A 19850-nucleotide genomic window follows, 5' to 3' on the forward strand; every position below is an offset into this window, starting at 1 on the left:
CAAAGGCTCGCTCCCACAGGGGTTACGGCTCGACCTGGCTCCATTGCTTGTTCAGGCGCTTGTCGGAGATCGGTACCTTGGTCCCCAATTGCTGCGCGAACAGCGAGACCCGGTATTCCTCCAGCCACCAGCGATAGAGTTCCAGCTGCGGATCGCGCTTGCCTTCCTGGGCGTGTTTGTTGGCGCGGGTCTGGTATTGGGCCCAGAGACCGGACAATTCGCCGCTCCAGACCCGATCCCGCTGTACCTGCGCACCGATTTTCTCGAAGCGCTGCTCGACCGCTTTCAGATAACGCGGCAACTCCTTGAGCCACAGCATCGGCGTTTCACGCACGAAGCCCGGATACACCAGATGGCTGAGCTGCTGCTTGATGTCGTTCAAGGCCACGGCTTGCGCCAGGTCGATCTTGCCCTTGAAGCGTTTTTGCAGGCCGTGCCAATGCTTGAGAATCTCCAGCGTCAGCTTGGCCAACCGTTCGGCGTGCTCGGTCCAGCCGCCGCGTTTGCGCTCGGCCAGCGACGCCAGCCCGGCGCCGTCGCGCGGCAATGGGTCTTCGCCGTCGAGAATGCAGCTGTCGAGACTGGCCAGCAGAATGTCTTCCACCAGGCTGTCGACTCGCCCCATGTCGCGGTACATCAGGCCCAACTCGGTCAACCCCGGCAACTTGCCGCGCAGGAACTTCGCCGGTTCCGCCAATTGCTGCATCAGCAAGCGCTGCAAGGCCCGGCGATGCTGGAACTCGGCTTCGGCCGGGGTCGAGAATCGACCTTCCTTGACCGTCCCGGCCTCTTCCACCAATGCCGGATACACCGTCATCGATAGCCCGGCGATTTTCTGCTGGGTTTTTTCGGCCACGGCGGCGAAGACTTTCGGCTCCACCGGTTGTTGGCTCTTCGCCGTTTGCGGCACCGCCAACGCAGCCTGGCTCGCCTCGGCAAAGCGTGCGGTCAGCTCGGCCAAGTCACGGCCTTCGCCGAGGAACTTGCCCTGACCGTCGACGATTTCCAGGTTCATCCGCAAATGACTTTCGACCTGCTGCGAGGCTTCGGCCCACGCCTCATCGCTGACCCGCGCACCGGTCATGCGCAATAACTCGCGGCCCAGCGCCAGAGGCAACGAGCCCTCGGCAAACGTGATGCGCTGCAAGGCGGCTTTGACGAAGTCCGGCACCGGCACGAAATTCTTGCGCAACGCTTTAGGCAGGTTGCGCACCAACGCAATGCATTTGGCCTCGATCACGCCCGGCACCAGCCATTCCAGACGCTCCGGCGGCAGCATCGGCAACAGCGGCGCCGGCACGCGCAAGGTCACGCCGTCGCGAGGATGGTTGGGCTCGAAGTGATAACTCAGCGCCAGTTCCAGATCACCGATGTGCAGGGTGTCCGGGTAATGCGCGGCGGTGACTTCGCTGGCTTCGCGGGCCAGCACGTCTTCTTCGCGCATGATCAGCAGCTGTGGGTCTTTCTGACTGTTGACCCGGTACCAACTGTCGAAGGTCGCGGTCTGGTGAATCTCTGCTGGCAGTCGCGCATCGTAGAAGGCGAACAAGGTTTCTTCGTCGGCGAGGATGTCGCGGCGGCGCGCCTTGGCTTCCAGTTCGTCGAGCTGTTCCAACAACTGTGCATTGGCAGACAAACACTTGGCCTTGGATTGAATCTCGCCGCGCACCAGACCTTCGCGAATAAAAAACTCACGAGACACCACCGGGTCGATCGGCCCGTAATGCACCGGTCGGCGACCCACCACGATCAGCCCGAACAGGGTGATTTGCTCGAAGGCCACGACCTGACCGCGCTTCTTCTCCCAATGGGGTTCGAAGTGGTTTTTCTTGATCAGGTGCCCGGCCAGCGGCTCGATCCAGTCGGCGTCGATCTTGGCGACCATCCGCGCGTAAAGCTTGGTGGTTTCCACCAGTTCGGCGGTCATCAGCCATTGCGGACGCTTCTTGCCCAGGCCCGACGACGGGTGAATCCAGAAGCGCCGCTGACGGGCACCGAGGTAATCGCCGTCTTCGGTTTTCTGGCCGATCTGGCTGAGCAATCCGGACAGCACGGCTTTGTGCAGTTTCGGGTAATCCGCCGGTTCTTTGTTGAGGCTCAGCTGCATGTCGCGACAGATCAGACTCAACTGCCGATGGGAGTCGCGCCACTCGCGCAGGCGCAGGTAATTCAGAAAATTCTTGCGGCACCAGTTACGCAGCGGGCTGGCGGTCAAGGCCTGGCGTTGTTCTTCAAAACCACGCCACAGATTGACCAGCCCGGCGAAGTCCGAATCCACGTCCTTCCATTGCGCGTGAGCCTGATCGGCCGCTTGCTGACGCTCCGGCGGACGTTCGCGCGGGTCCTGAATCGACATGGCGCTGGCGACGATCAGCACTTCCTGCAAGCTGCCAAGTTTCGCTGCTTCCAGCAGCATGCGACCCATGCGCGGGTCCACAGGCAGCCGCGCCAGTTGGCGACCAAGCGGCGTCAGCTGACTGTTGCGATCCACCGCCGAAAGTTCTTGCAGCAGGTTGAAACCATCGCTGATGGCCTTGCCATCCGGCGGCTCGATAAACGGGAAATCGGTGATCTCGCCGAGGCGCAGATGGAGCATCTGCAAAATCACCGCCGCGAGGTTGGTACGCAGAATTTCCGGGTCGGTAAATTCCGGGCGACCGATGAAGTCTTCTTCGCTGTAGAGGCGGATGCAAATGCCCGGCTCGACCCGCCCGCAACGGCCTTTACGCTGGTTGGCGCTGGCCTGGGAAATCGCTTCGATGGGCAGGCGCTGAACCTTGGCGCGGTAGCTGTAACGGCTGATGCGTGCGGTGCCGCTGTCGATCACGTAACGGATGCCCGGCACCGTCAGCGAGGTTTCGGCGACGTTGGTCGCCAGTACCACGCGACGTCCAGGGTGGGACTGGAAAATCCGCTGCTGCTCGGCCGGCGACAGCCGCGCGTACAACGGCAGAATCTCGGTGTGTTTGAGCTGGGCCTTGCGCAGCATGTCGGCGGCATCACGAATCTCGCGCTCGCCGGGCAGGAACACCAGCACGTCGCCGGGGCTCTTGCGCTCGCTGCGTTCGAACGCGGCAATCTCGTCGAGGGTGGCGAGAATCGCCTGATCCACGGTCAGGTCATCCTCGACGCGGTTGCCCTCCTCGTCCTGCTCCAGGGTCAGCGGGCGGTACCAGGTTTCTACCGGGAAGGTACGACCGGAGACCTCGACGATCGGCGCATCATCGAAGTGCTTGGAGAAACGCTCCAGGTCGATGGTGGCCGAGGTGATGATGACTTTCAGGTCCGGACGACGCGGCAACAGGGTTTTCAGGTAACCGAGCAGGAAGTCGATGTTCAGGCTGCGTTCGTGGGCTTCGTCGACGATGATCGTGTCGTAGCGTTCGAGGTAACGGTCGTTCTGGGTTTCCGCCAGCAGGATGCCGTCGGTCATCAGTTTGATCAGGGTGTTGGCATCGCTCTGATCCTCGAACCGCACCTGATAGCCGACCAACGCGCCCAACGGCGTCGCCAATTCTTCAGCGACCCGGCTCGCCACACTGCGCGCGGCGATTCGACGGGGCTGGGTGTGGCCGATCAGGCCGTGCTGGCCACGACCGATTTCCAGGCAGATTTTCGGCAACTGGGTGGTTTTACCCGACCCGGTTTCGCCGGCAATGATCAGCACCTGATGCTTGAGCAGTGCCTCTTTGATTTCGTCGCGCTTGGCGGCGATTGGCAGACTGTCGTCGTAACGAATCACCGGCAGGCTGGCGCGCCGCGCCAACACCTGATCGCAGGACGCCTGCGTGCGCGTCACCCACTGGGCCAGTTTGGCCTCGTCAGGTTTCTTGCGCAGCTCAAGCAACTGCCGCCGCAGCCGGTGGCGGTCGGCGAGCATGGCGTGATCGAGGTTTTTCAGCAGTTTGTCGATTGAAGGCGATTCGTCAGTCATCAGGTACGCAAAAGTCGTCTAGTGGCGCAGGGGGCGGATTGTCGCAGATTTTACGACCGCTGCGCGGCCGATCGCGAGCAGGCTCGCTCCCACATTGGATCTATAGCGACCACAAAAACGGGGGCACCACGATCAAATGTGGGAGCGAGCCTGCTCGCGATCGATTGCGCAGCAATTGCAGAGAACTACTCGTTATCGAGGCCCTTGCGCCGATAAGGGAACACATCAATCACCTTCCCCGCCCGAATCGCTTCCTGCAAACTCTTCCAGTAATCGGCGTTGTACAACTCACCGTGCAACTGATCGAACAACTTGCGCTGCGCCGAATCGGCAAACAGAAACGGTGGAAACTCTTCAGGAAATACGTCCAGCGGCCCGATCGAATACCAAGGCTCGGAAGCCATTTCGTCTTCCGGTGTACGCGGTTGCGGGATGTGGCGGAAGTTGGCTTCGGTCAGGAAGCAAATCTCGTCGTAGTCATAAAACACCACACGACCGTGACGGGTGACGCCAAAATTCTTCAGCAACATATCGCCGGGGAAAATGTTCGCCGCCGCCAGTTGCTTGATCGCCAGACCGTAATCCTCCAGCGCCTCGCGAACCTGCGCCTCGTTGGCGTGTTCCAGATAGAGGTTCAACGGTGTCATCCGGCGTTCGGTCCAGCAGTGGCGAATCAGCACCGTGTCACCTTCCAGCGATACCGTGGACGCGGCCACTTCAAGCAATTCTTCCAGGCATGCCGGCTCGAACTTGCTCAACGGGAAACGGAAGTCGGCGAACTCCTGGGTGTCGGCCATCCGCCCGACCCGATCGACGCTTTTCACCAGGCGATACTTTTCGATCACCGTGGCGCGATCGACGTTTTTTGACGGTGAGAAGCGGTCCTTGATGATCTTGAAGACGGTGTTGAAGCCCGGCAGGGTAAACACGCTCATGACCATGCCGCGCACGCCGGGGGCCATGATGAACTGATCGTCGGTGTTGGCCAGGTGATTGATCAGCGCCCGGTAAAACTCGGACTTGCCATGCTTGTAGAAGCCGATCGAGGTGTACAGTTCGGCAATGTGCTTGCCCGGCAGGATGCGTTTGAGAAAACCGATGAATTCCGCCGGCACCGGCACATCGACCATGAAGTACGAACGGGTGAAGGAGAAGATGATCGACACCTCCGCCTCGTCGGTGATCAGCGCATCGATCTGGATGCCCCGGCCTTCGCGGTGCAGCAGCGGAATCACCAGCGGCCATTGCTCGTCCGGGGTATAAATGCGCCCCACCAGATAGGCACCCTTGTTGCGGTAAAGCACCGAGGAAAACAGTTCGACACTCAGCTCCGGATCCTTGCAGACCCAGTCCGGCAGGTTCTCGCGCAACTGCGCTTCGAGGCGACGCAGGTCGCCGGGTAAATCGGCGTACTCCTCGCTGAAGCGGTAATCGGCAAAGATGCTCGTGAGCATGCCGGATAACTGCCCCTGCGGTTTGTAGGTGCGGGTTTGCGCGGCCCGGGCCCGGCGCAGGCTCGGCCGTGTGGTATGGATGAACATGCAGCCGTCGCTGATCAGGTCGTGGCTGAACAGCCCGCAGAAGATCGAGTTGTACCAGGTCTCGGACAGTTCATCGTCGAAACGCAGATCGATCAGGCTGATGTAAGCGCTTTTGACCAGCGGCCAGTTGCTGACGTCCATCAGCACATCGGTCGCGAACGAAGCATGCAAGCGCCCTACCGTTTCGCCGACCTTTTCTTCGTAGAGGTTGATCCGCGCCGCCGACGCGACTTGCGTCTCCTGCCACTGGGCTTGCTCGAAACGGGCCCGGGCGCCGTCGGTGATCCGGCGGAAATGCTCGCGGTAATCGTCAAAGCCGTCGAGGATCATTCGGGCGATGTCGGCGGCTGGCCATTGCTGCGGCATGGTGAGACCTCGGCGGCTGTTCTTATCGTTGGAGCCTGAGCTTAGTGGCCCTGTGTGACGCAACGCAACCATTGCCTTGTGCCCCGACTGACGCGACACTTGCGCGCCAATCAAGGAAGGAAAGTGCTGTGAACCCCGTCGATATCCTGCGTATGTTGTCGCTTGCCGCCATTTGGGGTGCGAGTTTTCTGTTCATGCGCGTTATTGCCCCAGTGATTGGCACAATCCCCACTGCTTTTTTTCGCGTGTCGATTGCCGCCGTCGGGTTGCTGGTAATCCTCGGGCTGATGCGCATCAGCTGGGATTTCAAAGGCAAACTCAAAACCGTGATGCTGCTCGGGCTGATCAACTCCGGGATTCCAGCGACCCTCTATTCCGTGGCCGCCCAGGTGCTGCCGGCCGGTTACTCGGCGATTTTCAATGCCACCACGCCGCTGATGGGTGTGCTGATCGGCGGATTGTTCTTCCATGAAAAGCTCACTGCAGCCAAGCTCGGCGGGGTGTTTCTCGGACTGTTCGGCGTCGGCATCCTCACCCGCGCCGGTCCGGTGGCGTTCAACATGGAACTGCTGATGGGCGCACTCGCGTGCCTGATGGCCACCACCTGCTATGGCTTTGCCGGGTTTCTCGCACGGCGCTGGCTCGACCATGCCGGTGGCCTCGACAGTCGCCTTTCGGCCCTCGGCAGCATGCTGGGCGCGACGTTGTTGTTACTGCCGCTGTTTGGCTACAGCGTGATCAGCCAGCCACCGGCGAGCTGGGGTGGCTGGAATGTCTGGCTGTCGTTGCTGGGGTTGGGTTTGGTCTGCACGGCCTTTGCCTACATTATTTACTTCCGTTTGCTCAGCTCGATCGGCCCGGTGAAATCGATGACCGTGACCTTCATGATCCCGCCATTCGGCGTATTGTGGGGGGCGCTGTTGCTGGATGAGCCGCTGTCGATGGCGCACCTTTATGGCGGAGTGTTGATTGCGGTGGCGTTGTGGCTGGTGTTGAAGCCGGCGGTGGTGAAGGCGCCTGGGGTGGTTGCCAGGTAGTGATGTGGGATTGCGGATGACGCCTTCGCGGGCAAGCCTCGCTCCTACAATGGATCGGCGTTACGACGAAGATCCATTGCAGGAGCTGTGCCTGGAGCGGCCTTTCGGTTTCAAGCGCTCTTACGGAACACGAATGCCAGGCCGACGATGATCAGGCCCATTCCCAGCAGGCTCAACGCCGCCAGTCGGTTGCCAAAGATCAGATAATCCATCACCGCCGTCACCGCCGGCACCAGGTAGAACAGGCTGGTGACATTCACCAGATTGCCCCGGGCGATCAGTCGATACAGCAGCAGCGTCGCCAGCACCGATACCACCAGCCCCATCCACAACACCGGCACGATGAACCCCATGCTGTGTTCGATGTGAAACGTCTGGAATGGCACGAAGATCCCGCAGAGCAACAACCCGGCCAGATACTGCACCGGCAGTGTGCCGAGAGGATTGTCGGTGATGCGTTTCTGCATGATCGAACCAAACGTCATGCTCGCCAGCGCCAACAGACCGAAGAGCATCCCGGCCAACGACATGCCGGCCAAGCCGATGCCCTGATAGACCACCATGATCAACCCGGCCAAGCCCAGCGCCAGACCGAACAGCCGGCTTATTGATCGATGCCGCTCCATGATCACTACGGTGAGAATCGGTTGAACACCCATGATGGTGGCCATCATCCCCGGCGTGACCTTCAGGTCCAGGGCCAGCAGATAGAAAATCTGATAAGCGCCCAGCAACACCACACCCGTGGCCATCGCATACAACATCGGCTTGCCACCCTTGGGCAGTTTCAGCTTGAGCAACGGCACCAGCAGCACCAACCCGCACAGGGCGATGGCGAAGCGAATCAGCAGAAAGGCAAAGGGTGATGCATGGGCCAGGCCCCATTTGGAGAAGATCGCCCCGCTGCTCCACAGCAAAACGAACAGGCTCGTGGACGCCGCCGCGAGCGCGGATTTTTTCGAAAGGACAAACATGAATACCACCTGTAGTCAGGCAAAAAGCCAACTCAGCCGAAGCTGAAATTCAGTAGTTTTTTCAGGCGGGCGCTTTTTCAGACGGGCATGGGAACAGCAGAAAAAAGCTGATCAGCCCGAGAAGCCAACGCCTGGCGGTGATACGACTGCGCACACCGGCGTGCTACTGACAGGTGGGGGGTAATGACTGATCTGCGCAGGCTGCTGATTCCCGCACGGCACGATGCCAGCGTTGACCGCTGAATCGACTACCGCATTGATGGGGGAAGCTGGCATGGGCTGATCTTTTTTGATGGGTGAAGGGGTGGTTCAGGAAACCACCGAGCGCCGACTATAACCAGCGTGTGACATGGATTGCAATGAGTTAACGTCAGAGCCGAGAAACAGGAGCCTGACACGATCCCTGTGGCGAGGGGGCTCGCCCCCGTTCGGCTGCGAAGCAGTCGTGAACCAGGCATTGCATTGGTTCTGAAAGAGATGGATCGCTGTTTTTGGGGTCGCTTCGCGACCCAACGGGGGCAAGCCCCCTCGCCACAGGTCGCTCAGTAATCGGTCTCACCCAAACAGCCAATACCCCAACAACGTCAACACCACCACCGCCAGTACCGGCCGCAGTACGCGGTAAGCCTTGGGATTACGACGCTTCCACTGTTTGACCACACCGCTGAACTTGTCGCTGAAGTTCTTACTCCAGGCATAGGCCTGATTGATCCCGCCAACGCGTTCATCGTCAAGGTTCTGGGGTGCCGTGGCGCGCCCCAGCAAGCCGCTGATCCAGCGGTTGATATGGGTCATGAGGCGGTTGCTCATCGGTCGCTCGATGTCGCAAAACAGGATGACCCGGGTTTGCTCGGTTTCGTTCTTGACCCAGTGCACGTAGGTTTCATCGAACATCACGTCTTCCCCGTCACGCCAGGCATAGACCTGACCATCGACGAAGATGCGGCAATTATCGGAGTTTGGTGTCGACAGCCCCAAGTGATAACGCAAGGAACCGGCGAACGGATCGCGATGCGGGTTGAGGTGACTGCCACCGGGCAGCAGCGCAAACATGGCGCCTTTGACGTTGGGAATACTGCTGACCAACGCCACTGTTTTCGGGCACAAGGCTTCGGCCGATGGCAGGGGTTTGTCATACCACTTGAGGTAGAAACGCTTCCAGCCCTTCTTGAAGAACGAACCGAAACCGGCGTCGTTGTTCTTTTCGGCGGCGCGAATGTAGCCCTCGTCGAACAAGTGCATGGCTTCGTCGCGGATAACTTCCCAGTTGTCCCTGAGCACGTCCAGTTCCGGGAATTTGCTGCGGTCCAGGTAGGGTTTGGATGGCACGCCGGAGAACAGGTACATCAAGGCGTTATAGGGTGCAAACAGAGCCGAATGGTTGACGAACTGGCGCAGGACCGGCAAACGCGCCTTGCCACGCAAGTGCACATAGAGCGTGCTGCCGAGGAACAGCAACAACACCGAAGCCTTCGCGACAAAGGAAAAGCTCATCTACAACTCCTTGATAGTAGGTAACTTTGCACAACGCCATTTACCCGACGTGGCAGTCGGCCATGATAAACACTACCGGCCTCGGGAAAAACCCGCATAACTCAACATTCAGTGTTAAGGATTACGCAATAAACACTTATTAACACAAGGTTCCTGAACGGGGGCTGACCTGAATCAACCGCAGAACCTGTAGGAGCGAGCGGTGCGGCGATCCGACTTGCCCGCGAAGAATGCACCGCGGTTTTTCAGGTATTACGCGTCATTGTTCTTCGCGGGCAAGCCTCGCTCCTACTCGTTGGCTGCGAAGCAGTCGTAAACGTTATTGCTGATTTTCCTGCTCGGTAAACAGATCACTGAACAGCATGCTCGACAGGTAGCGCTCGCCAGAGTCGGGCAGGATCACCACGATGGTCTTGCCCTGCATTTCCGGGGTTTCGGCCAGCCGTACAGCCACCGCCATGGCAGCGCCGCACGAGATACCGCTCAAAATCCCTTCTTCCTGCATCAGGCGCAGGGCCATCGCCTTGGACTCATCGTCGCTGACCAGTTCGACCCGGTCGACCATCGACAGGTCCAGGTTCTTCGGCACAAAACCAGCGCCGATGCCCTGGATTTTGTGAGGGCTCGGCTTGATCTCTTCACCCGCCATCGCCTGGGTGATCACTGGAGACACCACCGGCTCCACGGCCACCGAGATGATCGGTTTGCCTTGGGTATTCTTGATATACCGCGAAACCCCGGTGATGGTTCCACCCGTTCCGACGCCAGCCACCAGTACGTCGACTGCGCCGTCGGTGTCGTTCCAGATTTCCGGCCCGGTGGTTTTTTCGTGGATGGCCGGGTTGGCCGGGTTTTCGAACTGCCCCGGCATGAAGTAGGTCGATGGATCACTGGCGAGGATTTCGGCGGCCTTCTCGATCGCGCCTTTCATGCCTTTGGCCGGTTCCGTCAGCACCAGTTCGGCACCCAGGGCCTTGAGCACCTTGCGTCGTTCGATGCTCATGGACGCCGGCATGGTCAGCATCAACCGATAACCACGGGCAGCGGCAACAAATGCCAGGCCGATACCGGTATTGCCCGAGGTCGGTTCGATGATGGTCATGCCGGGCTTGAGTTTACCGGTGCTTTCGGCGTCCCAGATCATGTTCGCACCAATCCGGCACTTGACCGAATAACCAGGGTTGCGCCCTTCGATCTTGGCCAGGATGGTGACACCGCGCGGGGCGATGCGGTTGATCTGCACCAGCGGCGTATTGCCTATGGAATGGGCGTTGTCAGCGAAAATACGGCTCATGGCTGGGTCCTTGTACAGCGTTGAATTAGCCCTCAAAGGTATGCCTGTTGCCCTTGGTCGTCCAGTCAGTCGAACGTCCGCTTAGCCCAGCAGTCAATCGCTTTATACCGCCAGAGATTTGCCGCCATGAAGCGTCGATACAGTTGGCCCCTGTGGACCCTCGCCGGCCTCGTTCTGCTGCTGGTTGCCCTGCACATTGCCCTGCCCTACGTGGTGCGCGATTACCTCAACGAAAGATTAGCGAACATGGGTGATTACCGCGGGCAGATTACCGATGTAGACCTGGCCCTGTGGCGCGGTGCCTACAAAATTAATGGACTGAAAATCGTCAAGGTCAATGGCAAGGTCCCCGTGCCTTTCGTCAACGCGCCATTGATTGACCTCTCCGTCAGCTGGCACTCGCTCTGGTATGACCACGCCGTGGTGGCCGAAGCGCAGTTCGACAAACCCGAGGTGAACTTCGTCGACGGCGGTGCCAACAAGAAAAACTCCCAGACCGGTGAGGGCACCGACTGGCGGGCACAATTGGAAAAATTGCTGCCGATTACCCTGAACGAAGTGCGGATCAACGACGGGCGGGTCACCTTCCGAAACTTCAATTCAAAACCGCCTGTGAACATGAATGCGACTCAGGTCAATGCCAGCATTTACAACCTGACCAACGTGGTCGACACCAAAGGCAAACGCGATGCCCGATTTGACGGCAAGGCTCTATTACTGGGGCATGCACCACTGGAAACCACGGCGACCTTCGATCCGCTGAGCGACTTCCAGGACTTCGAATTTCGCCTGCGCGCCAAGGACCTTGAACTCAAACGCATGAACGACTTCGCCTCGGCCTACGGCAAGTTCGACTTCAATGCCGGCCATGGAGACGTGGTCATCGAAGCCGAAGCTAAAAAGGGCCAACTCACCGGCTACATCAAGCCGCTATTGCACGACGTCGATGTGTTCAATTGGCAGCAGGACGTGGAAAACAAAGACAAAGGGATTTTTCGCTCCATCTGGGAAGCACTCGTCGGGGGTACCGAGAATGTGTTGAAGAACCAGCCGAAAAACCAGTTCGCCACTCGCGTCCAGCTCAGAGGCAGCGTGCATCAACGAGATATCAGCGCATTCGAGGCTTTTTTGCAGATTTTGCGTAATGGTTTCATCGAGGCGTTCAATGCCCAGTACGAACGGCCGAAACCGGATGCCGGCTAAGACTTGCGTGTGACGGTGTAACGACCGGTTTCTTCCGCTGCCCGCGCCGGGTTTGATTGCTGCTGCAAGAAGTCCCAGCCCAGGCAAGCCAGGGCCAACGACCGCGGCACAGCTTCACGACCACTGCTGTAGCGACTGATACTGCGGGCGCTGACGCCCAGCGCCTCGGCCGCCTGATTCAGCGGCAACCCGGTGCGAGCACGCCAATCGATGAAAATACGGGTATTTTCATCTGCCGCATTTTGCGCAAGAGCATCCAGATAGAGCGTGTCTGCGCCAATCTGGATATCCAGTTCGGGCCACTCCACGCTCCAGCCATCGTCACCCAAGGCTGCGCCTTCAAAAGCACAGCCCTCCAGCAATGGCTGCAGCCCCGGGTACGAACGCAGGTCGCGACTTAAATCGAGGCTCAGTTGCTGCCCATCGATGAAAGTCAGCGCCAGCCTGTAATCCGGCAGCACTTGCACGGCCGACAGCCGTGGTCGTTTCATGGGTAACATCGTTTCCAATCCTCCAGCAATTGCACTTGATGGGCCCTGACCCACTCCAGCGCTTCCTTGATAATCAGCGGCGGTGCCTTGCCCATCATCACTTCGAGGGTTTGCAGGCTGAGCATCACGTCCAGGCCGCCACCGGTCAGGTGGACATGGGGAGGCGGATGATCCTTCTCGCGCAACTGAATGCGGTACGTATCGCGAAATCGGTATTTTAGTAGACATGCCCCGCAAGCTATCGCCAAAATGGCGATAGCTCAATACTGGCTAGCGGCCGAGACTGAGTCAAGATGTGACGCCCCATTCAGAGACTGAATAAGCCGTCTGCGTTCACAGTCGACCGGGCACCGCGTTATAGTCGGGTACTACAATTATTGCGCCCCGCCCTGCCTCGTTCAGGTCGGCGTTACCGTTCGAGGATTAGCAGATGAAGTTCGAAGGCACCCAGGCCTACGTCGCCACCGATGACCTGAAGCTGGCGGTCAACGCCGCCATCACTCTGGAACGGCCACTGCTGGTCAAGGGCGAGCCAGGCACCGGCAAGACCATGCTCGCCGAGCAACTGGCCGAGTCCTTCGGCGCCAAGTTGATTACCTGGCACATCAAATCCACCACCAAGGCGCATCAAGGCCTGTACGAGTACGACGCGGTCAGCCGCCTGCGAGACTCGCAGCTGGGCACGGAAAAGGTTCACGACGTTCGCAACTACCTGAAGAAGGGCAAGCTCTGGGAGGCTTTCGAGTCCGAAGAGCGGGTGATCCTGTTGATCGACGAAATCGACAAGGCCGACATCGAGTTCCCCAACGACTTGCTGCAAGAACTCGACAAGATGGAGTTCTACGTTTACGAGATCGACGAGACCATCAAGGCCAAGAAGCGCCCGATCATCATCATTACCTCCAACAACGAGAAAGAGCTGCCGGACGCCTTCCTGCGCCGCTGCTTCTTCCATTACATCGCCTTCCCGGATCGCGTCACGATGCAGCGGATCGTCGACGTGCATTACCCGAACATCAAGAAAGACCTGGTCAGCGAAGCGCTGGACGTGTTCTTCGACGTACGCAAGGTGCCGGGCCTGAAGAAGAAGCCATCGACCTCCGAACTGGTGGACTGGTTGAAACTGCTGATGGCCGACAACATCGGCGAAGCGGTGCTGCGTGAGCGCGATCCGACCAAGGCCATTCCGCCACTGGCAGGCGCCTTGGTGAAGAATGAACAAGACGTGCAATTGCTTGAGCGCCTGGCGTTCATGAGCCGTCGCGGCACCCGCTAAGAGGCTGATCGCCATGCTGCTCAACCTGTTCAATGAAATGCGCGCCGCCAAGGTACCGGTCTCGGTGCGTGAGCTGCTGGACCTGATCAACGCGCTGAAACAGCGCGTGACCTTCGCCGACATGGACGAGTTCTATTACTTGTCGCGGGCGATTCTGGTGAAGGACGAAAAGCATTTCGACAAGTTCGACCGGGCGTTCGCTGCCTACTTCAATGGCCTGGAAAAGCTCGACGATCACCTCCAGGCGTTGATCCCTGAAGACTGGCTGCGCAAGGAATTCGAACGTTCCCTGACCGATGAAGAGCGGGCCGCGATCCAGTCCCTCGGCGGCCTGGACAAGCTGATCGAAGAGTTCAAGAAGCGCCTGGAAGAACAGAAAGAACGCCATGCCGGCGGCAACAAGTGGATCGGCACCGGCGGCACCAGTCCGTTCGGTTCCGGTGGCTTCAACCCGGAAGGCATTCGGGTCGGCGATGCCGGCAAACGTCAAGGCAAAGCGGTCAAAGTCTGGGATCAGCGCGAGTACAAGAACCTCGACGATTCGGTCGAACTGGGCACCCGCAACATCAAGGTCGCCCTGCGGCGCCTGCGTAAATTCGCCCGTCAGGGTGCGGCGGATGAACTGGACATCGACGGCACCATCGACCACACCGCTCGCGATGCCGGGTTGCTGAACATCCAGATGCGTCCGGAACGCCGCAACACCGTCAAGTTGCTGCTGCTGTTCGACATCGGCGGTTCGATGGATGCCCACGTGAAGATCTGTGAAGAGCTGTTCTCGGCCTGCAAGACCGAGTTCAAGCACCTGGAGTACTTCTACTTCCACAACTTCATTTATGAATCGGTGTGGAAGAACAACATGCGCCGGAGTTCCGAGCGCACCGCCACCCAGGACCTGCTGCACAAGTACGGCGCCGACTACAAAGTGATCTTCATCGGCGACGCCGCCATGGCGCCCTATGAAATCACCCAGGCCGGTGGCAGCGTCGAGCACTGGAACGAAGAAGCCGGTTACGTGTGGATGCAGCGCTTCAAGGAAAAGTACAAGAAGCTCATCTGGATCAACCCATATCCGAAAGACACCTGGGGCTATACCTCATCGACCAACATCGTGCGGGATTTGATTGACGACCAGATGTTCCCGCTGACATTGCGGGGGTTGGAGGAAGGGATGCGGTTTCTTTCCAAATAATCTTCGTTGTCTGTTCGGACGCTATCGCGAGCAGGCTCGCTCCCACAGTTGATCTCCAGCGAACACATTATTTGTGTACGACCAAAATCCAATGTGGGAGCGAGCCTGCTCGCGATGCTTTTAGCGGTACAAAAAGCGCCGTAAATATTCGACGTGTTCGCGATGAGCGACGTCCTGCACCACCGGCTTCAACCGCACCTTCGCCCCCGGCAAACACTGCGCCAATCGCGCCAATGCCAATGGCGTCAATGCCCCCAGTCGCGGATAACCGCCTATGGTCTGCCGATCATTGAGCAGCACAATCGGCTGCCCGTCCGGCGGCACCTGGACCGCGCCCAGCGGGATACCTTCGGAAATCATCGGCTTGCCCTGATACTGCAACGCCGTTCCAAGCAGGCGAATGCCCATGCGATCGGCACGGCTGTCGAGGGTCCAGACACTGTTGAACGCGTCAAACGAACTCTGTCCACTGAACTCGCCGATCTGTGCACCGAGCACCAGGTCCAGCGGCGCATCGAGATTGAAATCCGGCACTTGTTCGGGCGCCAACTCCCGCAGCAGTAGCAGCGAGCTCCCCGAGTAGCTCAACTGCGCATCTTTGGCCAACGCCCGCCCCATGCCATCCAGCCCACCGAGCTCCTCACGGACCACCGTTGCGCTACTGCCCAACACCTTTGGCGCATCAAATCCGCCCGGGGCCGCCAAATAAGCCCGAGCGCCACGCAGCGGCTGAGTGAATTGCAAATGCTGACCTTTGTTCAGCCTGAAACTGCGCCACGGCGCCAACACCTCGCCATCGATTTGCGCCCCCAGATCCGCGCCACCCAGTGCCAGCACACAATCCTCTTCGGCCATCACGCTGAACCCGCCGAGGGTGATTTCGATCACCGCTGCATCCAGCCCATTGCCCAGCAGCCAATTGGCCCACGACATCGATCGCCAATCCGTCGCCCCGCCCTGGGTCACGCCCAGATGCCGCACGCCAAACCGCCCGGCGTCCTGCAACAGGCACAGCGGTGTACTTGCTTCAATCGTCAGTCGGCTCATGCCAGGGCCTCCAACGGCGTGTCATCACCGCCCAGATTGATGAACTCGGCATGGCTGACCGCTTCGAAGCGCACGGTGTCGCCCGGTTGCATCAGGCTGTAGCCGTCGCGCTCGCGGTCGAACAATTTGGCCGGGGTACGGCCGATCAGGTTCCAGCCGCCGGGGGACACCACCGGATAAGCCGCCGTCTGGCGTTCGGCGATACCAACACTGCCGGCCGCCACTTTTTTGCGCGGAGTATTCATACGCGGTGCAGCCAACACTTCCTCCACCAATCCCATAAAGGCAAACCCCGGTGCGAAGCCTAATGCGAACACCTGATACTCGCGCTCGCTGTGACGACGGATGACCTCTTCCACCGCTAATCCGCTGCGTTGAGACAGCAAGCTCAGTTCCGGGCCGACGCTCAGGTCATACCAGACCGGCAACACATGGCATTTACCGCTGGCCCGAGCGTTGGGCGACAGATCAATCAAGGCTTCAGCGATCAACTCCCGCGCCTGGGCCGGATTCAGCGCCGTCAGATCGTAATGCACCATCAACGTTGTGTAGGACGGCACCAGATCGATCAAATGACGGGCGAACGCTTCTCGCAGACGCTCGCTGGCCGCGAGCATCCACGGCATGTTGGCCTCGCTGATTTCATCGAACAGACGCACCATCAGGCAATCCAGCGCCACCACTTCTACCCGTGGGTTCATGATGCGCTCTGCTGATTCAAGGCTTCGCGAATGCGCTGCACGGCGGCCACCGAACTGGCGTTGTCGCCGTGTACGCACAAGGTATTGGCCTGCAAGTGCAAGGCGCTGCCATCGCTGGCCGTGAGCATGCCACCGCGGGCAATGATCAGCGCCTGTTCAATGATTTTCTCGGGATCGTGATGCACGGCTCCCGGCAGTTGCCGCGAGACCAGCATGCCGGCGCTGTCGTAAGCGCGATCGGCGAAGGCTTCGAACCACAGCGTCACGCCATATTCATCGCCGAGTTGTTGCGCGGCACTGTTGTCGCGGGTCGCCATCAGCATCAATGGCAGCGTCCGGTCATAGGCCGCCACAGCCTGAATCACCGCGCGCAGTTGCGCCGGGTTGGCCATCATGTCGTTGTACATCGCGCCGTGGGGTTTGACGTAACTCACCCGCCCGCCCTGCGCCCGGCAGATGCCATCGAGGGCGCCGATCTGGTAATGCAACAGGTCCTGCAGTTCCTGGGCGGTATAAGCCATGGATCGGCGACCGAACCCCACCAGATCCTGATAGGCCGGATGAGCACCGATCTGCACGCCGTGGCTCAGGGCCAGGCTGACGGTCTTGCGCATGATGCTCGGGTCGCCGGCGTGGAAACCACAGGCGATGTTGGCGCAGTCGATGAAGGGCATGACCTCGGCGTCCAGACCCATGGTCCAGTGGCCGAAGCTCTCGCCGATGTCGCAGTTCAATAGCAGGCGGTTCACGGTGAACACTCCTGTAGGCTTTTATCTTCTTAACTGAAGGACATATGCCCCTCAGATTATCAGTTACCGGACATTCGGTTATTGAGCGTCGAGTTGCTTGCCACGGGTTTCCGGCAGGCTCAGGGCCGCCAGGATCACTACCCCGTAGGACACCGCCGCGAAAGCCCCGATTCCCACACTCAACGGCACCTTCTGGCTGAGCAAGCCGATCAACAGCGGGAACAACGCCGCCAATGCCCGACCGATGTTGTAGCAAAAACCCTGGCCCGAGCCGCGAATCCGCGTCGGAAACAGTTCGGTCAAAAACGCGCCCATGCCGCTAAAGATCCCCGAAGCAAAGAAGCCCAAGGGGAAACCCAGCCAGAGCATCACACCGTTGCTGACCGGCAATTGGGTGTACAGCAGAACAATGGTGAACGAGCCGACCGCGAACAGAATGAAGTTCTTTTTACGACCAAGAATGTCAGTCAAATACGCGCTGATCACGTACCCGACGTAGGACCCGACGATCACCATCGCCAGATAACCACCGGTGCCGAGTACGCTCAAGCCCCGTTCGTTTTTCAGAAAGGTCGGCAGCCAGGAAGTGATCGCGTAGTAACCGCCGAGGGCGCCGGTGGTCAGGATCGAAGCGCGGATCGTGGTGAAAAGGATGCCCGGGGCGAAGATCTCGTAGAACTTGGCCGGGTTGCTTGGCTCTTGCTTCGCTTTGGCTTCGCGGTAGATTTCCGGGTCCTTGACCAGGCGGCGGACGAAGATCACGAAAACCGCAGGCACGATGCCAAGGATGAACAATGCCCGCCAGGCGTCTTCCGGCGGTAATACGGAAAATAGCAGCGCATACAGAATGGCCGTCAGCCCCCAGCCCAACGCCCAGCCGGATTGCACCATACCGACCGCTTTGCCACGGTCCTTGGCGCGAATCACTTCCCCCATCAGCACCGCGCCGGCGGTCCATTCACCGCCGAAACCGAAGCCCATCAACGTGCGGCTGATCAACAGTTGTTCGTAGTTCTGGGCAAAGCCGCAGAGGAAGGTGAAGAAGGCGAACCAGAGCACCGTCAGTTGCAGGGTGCGCACCCGACCGATGCGGTCAGAGAGAATCCCCGCCACCCAACCACCGATGGCCGAGGCGATCAGGGTGCTGGTGTGAATCAGCCCGGCTTCGCCAGTGGTAATGCCCCACATGGCAATCAGGGTCGGCACCACGAAGCTGAGCATCTGGGTGTCCATGCCGTCCAGGCCATAGCCGATCTTGCAGCTCCAGAACGTACGACGTTCCTGCTTGTTGATGTTGTGGTACCAATCGAAGGGTCCCGGGCGAGCCGTGGCTTTGGGAACGAGGGTGTCGGGCGCACTCATGGCAAGTCTCCGTGCAAATTTTATTGGTATTGTTCTGAGCCCCGACGACGCCTATCGTGGGAACCGGATGTGTCGATTTTTGGACGCTTGGCACTGCTGCGTCCAACTAATAAAAACCCGACCAAGGCATAAGAAAAAGTTGATCCCATGAACCTGAAGTTTCTCGAGACCTTTGTCTGGGTCGCTCGACTCAAGAGTTTTCGCCTGACGGCAGACAAGCTCTTCACCACCCAGGCGTCGATTTCCAGCCGCATTGCCGTGCTCGAAAGTGAGCTGGGGGTGAAGCTGTTTCTGCGCGATTCTCGCGGTGTGAGCCTGACACCCGAAGGCTTGAAAGTGCTCGAATACGCCGAGCAGATGATGGACACGATGCAGGCGCTCAAGCACTCGATCGAGACGCGTTCGAGTAAGGTCGGGCGGGTCCGGATTGGCGTCATGGACACCGTGATCCACACTTGGCTCAGCCCGTTGGTGGCGCAAATGATGGATCACTACCCGCTGGTGGAAATCGAGCTGGTGGCCGATACCGCGCTCAACCTCTGCGATCAGCTGCAAAAAGGCTTTCTCGATCTGATCCTGCAAACCGACCTGTTGCGTCAGGAAAGCGTGCGCAGCCTTGAGCTGGCCAGCCATCCGATGGGCTGGATTGTGGCGACTAACTCGATCTACAACCGCGAATATTCAGGGATTGCCGACTTGGCGCGGGAACGGATCATCACCTATTCGAAAAACTCCCGCCCCCATCAGGACATCTTGAGCCTGATGCAGGCCAACGGGGTTATGGCGCCACGGCTGAACTGTGTGAACTCAGTGTCGGCGATCACCCGCTTGCTGCGCGACGGCTTCGGCATCGGCGCGCTGCCGCCAGTGCTGGTGGCCGAGGAATTGGCGCGGGGGGAATTGACCTTGCTGGCCATCGATCAGCGGCCGCCGAATTTGCAGGTGGTGGTGTCGTGGCGGGTTGGCGTGGAATGGGTCGAGGAGATTGTGACGCTGTGTCAGCAAGTGCTGGAGGGGTATGCGCGCAAGGTGGGTGAGGGTTACATCATCCTGGCTGATTGACCGCTAACCGTGGCGAGGGGGCTTGCCCCCGCTGGGTCGCGAAGCGGCCCCAAAACCGGCTACCTTGATGCGTCATGTAAATCGCGTTTACCGGTTTTACGGCGGCTGCGCAGCCGAACGGGGGCAA

Annotated in this window: 17 protein-coding genes; 5 read left to right on the plus strand and 12 right to left on the minus strand. The window is 59.4% G+C overall.

Annotated features, from left to right (window positions below):
• Nucleotides 1-22: 22 nt before the first annotated feature.
• Both hrpA and aceK read right to left on the minus strand, forming a co-directional pair.
• Entirely contained in the window at nucleotides 23-3934 is a 3912-nt protein-coding gene (gene hrpA / locus PMI30_RS02195) for an ATP-dependent RNA helicase HrpA (protein ID WP_008014621.1), read from the minus strand.
• 185 nt (nucleotides 3935-4119) lie between these two features.
• The gene (gene aceK, locus PMI30_RS02190) at nucleotides 4120-5841 is read right to left on the minus strand and encodes a bifunctional isocitrate dehydrogenase kinase/phosphatase (RefSeq protein WP_008014623.1); all 1722 of its coding nucleotides are present in this window, start codon (nucleotides 5839-5841) and stop codon (nucleotides 4120-4122) included.
• Between the two features lie 128 nt (nucleotides 5842-5969).
• Between aceK and PMI30_RS02185 the strand changes: the two genes are divergently transcribed.
• Entirely contained in the window at nucleotides 5970-6878 is a 909-nt protein-coding gene (locus tag PMI30_RS02185; RefSeq protein WP_008014625.1) for a DMT family transporter, read from the plus strand.
• A gap of 110 nt (nucleotides 6879-6988) precedes the next feature.
• On the opposite strand, the gene PMI30_RS02180 is transcribed toward PMI30_RS02185, so the two are convergent.
• The 4 genes from PMI30_RS02180 to cysK all read right to left on the minus strand — a co-directional run bounded on the left by PMI30_RS02180 (nucleotide 6989) and on the right by cysK (nucleotide 10640).
• Entirely contained in the window at nucleotides 6989-7852 is an 864-nt protein-coding gene (locus PMI30_RS02180) for a DMT family transporter (RefSeq protein WP_008014627.1), read from the minus strand.
• A gap of 111 nt (nucleotides 7853-7963) precedes the next feature.
• A complete protein-coding gene (locus tag PMI30_RS31580) occupies nucleotides 7964-8128 on the minus strand; it encodes a hypothetical protein (RefSeq protein WP_177318862.1) in 165 nt (54 codons plus the stop codon).
• 279 nt (nucleotides 8129-8407) lie between these two features.
• Nucleotides 8408-9346 carry an aspartyl/asparaginyl beta-hydroxylase domain-containing protein gene (locus PMI30_RS02175; protein WP_008014629.1) on the minus strand — a complete coding sequence of 313 codons (939 nt, stop codon included), beginning with the start codon at nucleotides 9344-9346 and terminating at the stop codon, nucleotides 8408-8410.
• Nucleotides 9347-9665: 319 nt separating this feature from the next.
• Nucleotides 9666-10640: a cysteine synthase A gene (gene cysK, locus PMI30_RS02170; protein ID WP_008014630.1), complete on the minus strand. Its 975-nt coding sequence runs from the start codon at nucleotides 10638-10640 to the stop codon at nucleotides 9666-9668.
• Nucleotides 10641-10766: 126 nt separating this feature from the next.
• Here cysK and PMI30_RS02165 point away from each other — a divergent pair, with 126 nt between their 5' ends.
• Nucleotides 10767-11843, plus strand: a complete 1077-nt coding sequence (locus PMI30_RS02165; RefSeq protein ID WP_008014633.1) for a DUF748 domain-containing protein — start codon at nucleotides 10767-10769, stop codon at nucleotides 11841-11843.
• On the opposite strand, the gene PMI30_RS02160 is transcribed toward PMI30_RS02165, so the two are convergent.
• On the minus strand, nucleotides 11840-12343 hold the full coding sequence (locus tag PMI30_RS02160) for a DUF2442 domain-containing protein (protein ID WP_008014634.1): 504 nt from the start codon (nucleotides 12341-12343) through the stop codon (nucleotides 11840-11842). The genes PMI30_RS02165 and PMI30_RS02160 overlap by 4 nt on opposite strands.
• Nucleotides 12331-12582 carry a DUF4160 domain-containing protein gene (locus tag PMI30_RS02155; protein ID WP_008014636.1) on the minus strand — a complete coding sequence of 84 codons (252 nt, stop codon included), beginning with the start codon at nucleotides 12580-12582 and terminating at the stop codon, nucleotides 12331-12333. The genes PMI30_RS02160 and PMI30_RS02155 overlap by 13 nt, the downstream gene beginning before the upstream one ends.
• Before the next feature lie 182 nt (nucleotides 12583-12764).
• On the opposite strand from PMI30_RS02155, the gene PMI30_RS02150 reads away from it, so the two are divergent.
• Both PMI30_RS02150 and PMI30_RS02145 read left to right on the plus strand, forming a co-directional pair.
• Nucleotides 12765-13610 (plus strand): AAA family ATPase, encoded by an 846-nt coding sequence (locus tag PMI30_RS02150; protein WP_007898718.1) that lies wholly within the window; start codon nucleotides 12765-12767, stop codon nucleotides 13608-13610.
• A 13-nt stretch (nucleotides 13611-13623) separates the two neighbouring features.
• Complete coding sequence (locus PMI30_RS02145) at nucleotides 13624-14802, plus strand: vWA domain-containing protein (RefSeq protein ID WP_008014638.1); 1179 nt, start codon at nucleotides 13624-13626, stop codon at nucleotides 14800-14802.
• 120 nt (nucleotides 14803-14922) lie between these two features.
• Here PMI30_RS02145 and PMI30_RS02140 read toward each other — a convergent pair whose 3' ends face one another.
• The 4 genes from PMI30_RS02140 to PMI30_RS02125 all read right to left on the minus strand — a co-directional run bounded on the left by PMI30_RS02140 (nucleotide 14923) and on the right by PMI30_RS02125 (nucleotide 18661).
• Nucleotides 14923-15849, minus strand: a complete 927-nt coding sequence (locus PMI30_RS02140) for a biotin-dependent carboxyltransferase family protein (RefSeq protein ID WP_008014640.1) — start codon at nucleotides 15847-15849, stop codon at nucleotides 14923-14925.
• Nucleotides 15846-16550 (minus strand): 5-oxoprolinase subunit PxpB, encoded by a 705-nt coding sequence (pxpB, locus tag PMI30_RS02135; RefSeq protein ID WP_008014642.1) that lies wholly within the window; start codon nucleotides 16548-16550, stop codon nucleotides 15846-15848. The genes PMI30_RS02140 and pxpB overlap by 4 nt, the downstream gene beginning before the upstream one ends.
• Nucleotides 16547-17299, minus strand: coding sequence for a 5-oxoprolinase subunit PxpA (locus PMI30_RS02130; RefSeq protein ID WP_008014644.1), 753 nt, complete (start codon nucleotides 17297-17299; stop codon nucleotides 16547-16549). Before PMI30_RS02130 ends, pxpB begins: the two co-directional genes overlap by 4 nt.
• Before the next feature lie 78 nt (nucleotides 17300-17377).
• Nucleotides 17378-18661, minus strand: a complete 1284-nt coding sequence (locus PMI30_RS02125; protein ID WP_008014646.1) for an MFS transporter — start codon at nucleotides 18659-18661, stop codon at nucleotides 17378-17380.
• Between the two features lie 147 nt (nucleotides 18662-18808).
• Between PMI30_RS02125 and PMI30_RS02120 the strand changes: the two genes are divergently transcribed.
• A complete protein-coding gene (locus tag PMI30_RS02120; RefSeq protein ID WP_007898712.1) occupies nucleotides 18809-19723 on the plus strand; it encodes a LysR family transcriptional regulator in 915 nt (304 codons plus the stop codon).
• Nucleotides 19724-19850: the final 127 nt, after the last annotated feature.

This window comes from Pseudomonas sp. GM50 (genome assembly GCF_000282375.1).
GTDB lineage: Bacteria > Pseudomonadota > Gammaproteobacteria > Pseudomonadales > Pseudomonadaceae > Aquipseudomonas.

Excerpts from the sequence above, each read along its gene's own strand:
- hrpA (WP_008014621.1), bottom strand. The coding sequence starts at position 3,934 with ATGACTGACGAATCGCCTTCAATCGACAAACTGCTGAAAAACCTCGAT.
- aceK (WP_008014623.1), bottom strand. The coding sequence starts at position 5,841 with ATGCCGCAGCAATGGCCAGCCGCCGACATCGCCCGAATGATCCTCGAC.
- PMI30_RS02180 (WP_008014627.1), bottom strand. The coding sequence starts at position 7,852 with ATGTTTGTCCTTTCGAAAAAATCCGCGCTCGCGGCGGCGTCCACGAGC.
- PMI30_RS31580 (WP_177318862.1), bottom strand. The coding sequence starts at position 8,128 with ATGCCAGCTTCCCCCATCAATGCGGTAGTCGATTCAGCGGTCAACGCT.
- PMI30_RS02175 (WP_008014629.1), bottom strand. The coding sequence starts at position 9,346 with ATGAGCTTTTCCTTTGTCGCGAAGGCTTCGGTGTTGTTGCTGTTCCTC.
- cysK (WP_008014630.1), bottom strand. The coding sequence starts at position 10,640 with ATGAGCCGTATTTTCGCTGACAACGCCCATTCCATAGGCAATACGCCG.
- PMI30_RS02165 (WP_008014633.1), top strand. The coding sequence starts at position 10,767 with ATGAAGCGTCGATACAGTTGGCCCCTGTGGACCCTCGCCGGCCTCGTT.
- PMI30_RS02160 (WP_008014634.1), bottom strand. The coding sequence starts at position 12,343 with ATGTTACCCATGAAACGACCACGGCTGTCGGCCGTGCAAGTGCTGCCG.
- PMI30_RS02150 (WP_007898718.1), top strand. The coding sequence starts at position 12,765 with ATGAAGTTCGAAGGCACCCAGGCCTACGTCGCCACCGATGACCTGAAG.
- PMI30_RS02145 (WP_008014638.1), top strand. The coding sequence starts at position 13,624 with ATGCTGCTCAACCTGTTCAATGAAATGCGCGCCGCCAAGGTACCGGTC.
- PMI30_RS02140 (WP_008014640.1), bottom strand. The coding sequence starts at position 15,849 with ATGAGCCGACTGACGATTGAAGCAAGTACACCGCTGTGCCTGTTGCAG.
- pxpB (WP_008014642.1), bottom strand. The coding sequence starts at position 16,550 with ATGAACCCACGGGTAGAAGTGGTGGCGCTGGATTGCCTGATGGTGCGT.
- PMI30_RS02125 (WP_008014646.1), bottom strand. The coding sequence starts at position 18,661 with ATGAGTGCGCCCGACACCCTCGTTCCCAAAGCCACGGCTCGCCCGGGA.
- PMI30_RS02120 (WP_007898712.1), top strand. The coding sequence starts at position 18,809 with ATGAACCTGAAGTTTCTCGAGACCTTTGTCTGGGTCGCTCGACTCAAG.